The organism is Pseudomonas sp. 3A(2025) (assembly GCF_054589175.1).
Genome location: NZ_BAAILM010000115.1, coordinates 2,462 through 6,328, shown reverse-complemented (window position 1 = coordinate 6,328; position 3,867 = coordinate 2,462). Strand labels below are relative to the sequence as shown.

3 protein-coding genes are annotated in these 3,867 nt (G+C 53.1%); all 3 read right to left on the bottom strand.

The window, feature by feature from the left end; all coding sequences use genetic code 11:
- Positions 1–252: 252 nt before the first annotated feature.
- Positions 253–741 carry an SMI1/KNR4 family protein gene (locus tag ACYP2A_RS31545; protein ID WP_459749859.1) on the bottom strand — a complete coding sequence of 163 codons (489 nt, stop codon included), beginning with the start codon at positions 739–741 and terminating at the stop codon, positions 253–255.
- Between the two features lie 117 nt (positions 742–858).
- Positions 859–1,098, bottom strand: coding sequence for a hypothetical protein (locus tag ACYP2A_RS31540; RefSeq protein WP_459749858.1), 240 nt, complete (start codon positions 1,096–1,098; stop codon positions 859–861).
- Between the two features lie 8 nt (positions 1,099–1,106).
- Positions 1,107–3,867 (bottom strand): DUF4951 domain-containing protein (locus ACYP2A_RS31535; protein WP_459749857.1); only part of this gene is annotated, 2,761 nt, incomplete at its 5' end.

Below are 3,867 nucleotides of genomic sequence, written 5' to 3'. Positions count from 1 at the left end.
GGAGAAACCAGATCCTTGATCAATTCCCACGATGCGTCGGAGAGTTCGTAACGCTTTGCCATGCGGGCCTCCAGCCAATCATGGCCGCAATTCTACCCGCACCGACTTTTCGTACAAAACCTAGTCTGATATACCGGCTTGCAGGTTGTTATCCACCTCGCGACCGATGCTTTTGTAAAGTCTTGTCTAAAAGGCAGGCTACGACTTGATAGCCTGCCAACAACATTACTCATATCTTCACATCATTAATTTTTAAAGATCAAAACAATATTTCAAATCAAACTCGCGTAGAGGTATTGCACTCGATTTTTGCGGCCACCCGTGCCAATTCAAGTCAGGCCATTGTAAAAGATGATCTTCTATTGATTCAATTAAAAAGCCTGAAAAACTATCCCAAGCTTTAGTTGTCGAACTCTGACCTTCGAAAAATTGAAATGCTGGTGGGTCGTCAGAGATCGGTAGAAAATAATTAATTCCATACCCTTGATGCATGCAGAGCACCTTAGCATCTGCAGGCAGCAAACCAGATAGACCTAACTCATCAAGCAACTCTTCCGCCTCGAACTTCAGGCCAAGTAATCTCGGATAAAATATATCTACACCACAAAAAATCTTACCAGCCGAACGCCCCGCAACCGTCAAAAACTCACGATATGCTAACGGAGCCTTACAACCAAAATATTGCTCAATCAAAGCAATATCCACATCAGAGCAACCAACAAGAGCAGACTCTAAAATCACGCCTCTCAGCACCGACTCATGAAAAATATCCCGAACTTTTTTATCTTGGATTTCCTGTTTCTACGTTAATAAGCACACCCGGGAACCTTTGTTTAATGCTCTTCTTCCCCCGAGGCATCAATCTTGCCGGCTCGGAACTGCCTCTTGACCATTTATAAAAACTGAAACCACACTGCCTTCCCAGCCGTAAAAAATTATTCCTTTATCGAAATATTCCACTTCGAAGCTACCATCAATAACTCCCCCTTGCCCTACGACACTAACAGACGTTCCTGGCTCAAGCCAATATTCTTCGGCCCAAGGCTCTATAATAAGAAGCATGGCTTCAGATGTTCCATTGATGCAGCTGATTTTCATGATCTCTTTTAGTCCCAGTTGTCTAAAATTTTTCTCATCAACTCAACACGATTTTTTGCAGTAATATTGTTTGCATTCCTGGAGAACTCATTAGAGTAAAAGTCTTTCCACTGAGTAGCCATCTGACGCGTCAACCCTTGTTTTTGCATTAGCGCAACCGTTGAGGTGTTGATAGTTTCTAGACGCTGCAATGCTCCTTCAGGTCTAGCTCCCCACCCTACAACGTCCTTCCCAAATTGGCTTTGGGTCATTCCTTCAGGAATCAATGGCCGATCTAGTTTAGGAACCTCAGGATTTGTTACTCCCTTGGGAGTATCACTAGCAGCCTCAGCACCTTTTGCCCCCACAGCTTTTGCTGCTGCCGCCCTCTCTGCTGCTGCAAGCGCCGCCGCACCGCCAAGGAGGATACCTCCAACGACGCCTGACCCGCTCATGAACGACTTTCGCCAAGAATCAGAAGCTACCAGCTCATCACTGTGATTTTTTCTCTGAAAGCGATCAATTACGTCTTTCTCATCTTCATTTAATGCGAAAGAATTAATCAGCGAATCGAGTTTAACAGTCCCCTTACTGGCATCGGTATATTGATCTTTGCACACCTGTTCCCCGGAGCTCATACAGTCATACAACCTGACACCGGTTTTGCTATCGCTCAGGGCCTGGTATTTATCCTGTACCTGGCCACGACACGCCACTGGATCTGGATTGCTGCGGCAACCCACCAACTCCCTGGATAGAGCATCCACCTCTTCGTGCTGCAAGTAGTTGTAAGCTGCAGCCTGTTGCGTTACCCAGCCAGCTTTCTCCTGGTCCTTTTCACTCCCGCCTGCCGCCGCCGCCACAGTCATACCTACCAACTGCGACGTCATTGTGACCAAACGCTTGTACGCATCTCCTGGAAATATCTCGCTACCAAACGTGTCCAGCAGTGCCTCATTGGCGCCCGCGGCTAACGCGGCAGTCCGGAAATCGCCCCCTGCTGCTTCTCCGATAAGCCCGCCGACGATGGCATGTATAGCAACCTTGGCCTCTAGGCCACTTCCATTCAGCGCATTACCCACCTTCCCGTAAAGGTAGCCCGTGAGCACGTTAGCGGACATCATCACTGCCGCTTCAGTCAGGTTGTCCTTGAACTTGCCGCCCTGAAGAACGGTTTTAAGGGAAGAGTTGACTGCCAGTTGCAGGCCGATACTGGTATTGCCGATACCACCGCTGACACCCGCGATGACATAGCTTTTAAGGCTGTCACTGGAAGTGACATCTTTGGCAATAGCACCCAAATTGCCGCGATTGTTGACCGTGCTGGTGGCCGTCTTGGTAGCCACGGCAGCCGCAGCCGAGTTGGCTGCAACGCCGCCAGCACTGTTTGCGGCGACCCCGACCAGAGAACTACCCGCGCCCCATGTGAGGTAAGTAACTATGATCGCGATAACCAGTTGCGCACCGCCTCCCAGCCCCGAATGGCTGTACTTGAAGGAGTCATGCACCTCCTTCACCTGCCGCCAATCCACATCCCCGCGTTTCTCGGCCTCTTTCAACCACGCCAGTTGCGGATCAGCCTTGACCATCGCATCAATGGCCTGGCTCACGGTCTGCTGGTCGACCTGCTTCACGTCGATCTGCAGCCCTTCCACCGCCCTAATCGCCACCTCGCCCTGAGCGATCATCTGGCTCTGGCGCACGGTTTCGTCCGTGCTGCCCTTGCCCTTCATGCTGTTCCAGGCCAGATCGCTTTTGCTCTTCTCGTGGCTCTCCTGATGCAGGTCTTTCACGCCTTCGAAAGCAATCGCGCCACCGCTTTGCAGCGTCAGGTCGTTGCCGCTGTTGAGCTTCGCGGCCTGGTAGCGTTGATTGCCTTCGCTGACCAGCAGCAGGTCGCCGCCGGTGGTGATCTGGCTGCCGACATGGCGAATGTCGGTCACTTCGTCGCGCTGGGTTTTCTTCGCGCCGAAGCTGCCTTTTTTCTTCATGTCGTACAGCGAGTAGTCGTAGTCCTGTGCTGCCAGCAAATTCAGCTCATTGCCAGCATACAGATACGCCTCACCGCCAGCCTTCACGCCACTGGCCGTCAGGGTAATGTCCTGCCCGGCGCTCAGTGCCGCGCTGCCGCCAGCCGTCAACTGGCTACCCACCTGACTGACGTGGTCTTCCTGCGCAGTCACCTTTTTGGTCTTGCTGTAGTAATGACTTTCGTTGGCCGCCGCCGCGATGTTCAGGTTGTTGCCGGCGGCCAGCGCCAGGTCGCCCTTGGCGTCGATCTGACTAGCTGTCACATTGATATCGCGCCCCGCCTGCACGCCTAGGTTCTGCCCGGCACTGAGTTCAGCACCCAGTTGCGTCACGCTGGAGCGGGTGTGGTTCGGCCCGTTAACACGCCCTTCCTGGGTCTGCGCTGCCACTACATTCACATCGCGGCCCGCCACTAACGTCGCGTTGCCAGCGGCTTGCATGACGCCGCTGTTATTTACATCACGCCCGGCCCTGGCCGTCAGATCGCCCGCCGCCTCGACCCGCGCCGCACTGTTGGCGAAGTCTTCGCGCCAGACTGACGCACCTGCGGCGCTCTGATGACTGGTAACCGTACGCTCGTTGCTCACATCGCCGTTTACTGCGGTAACGCTGACATCGCGGCCGCTAATGACGCCGCCGGCACGGTTGAGCACATCGTTGGTGGCTTGCAGGTTCAGACGTTCATTGGTCTGAATCAGACCTTCGTTGATCAGGCTGTTGCCAGCCCCGGCCTGCAAGGTGCTGGTGGCCTTGAGCACG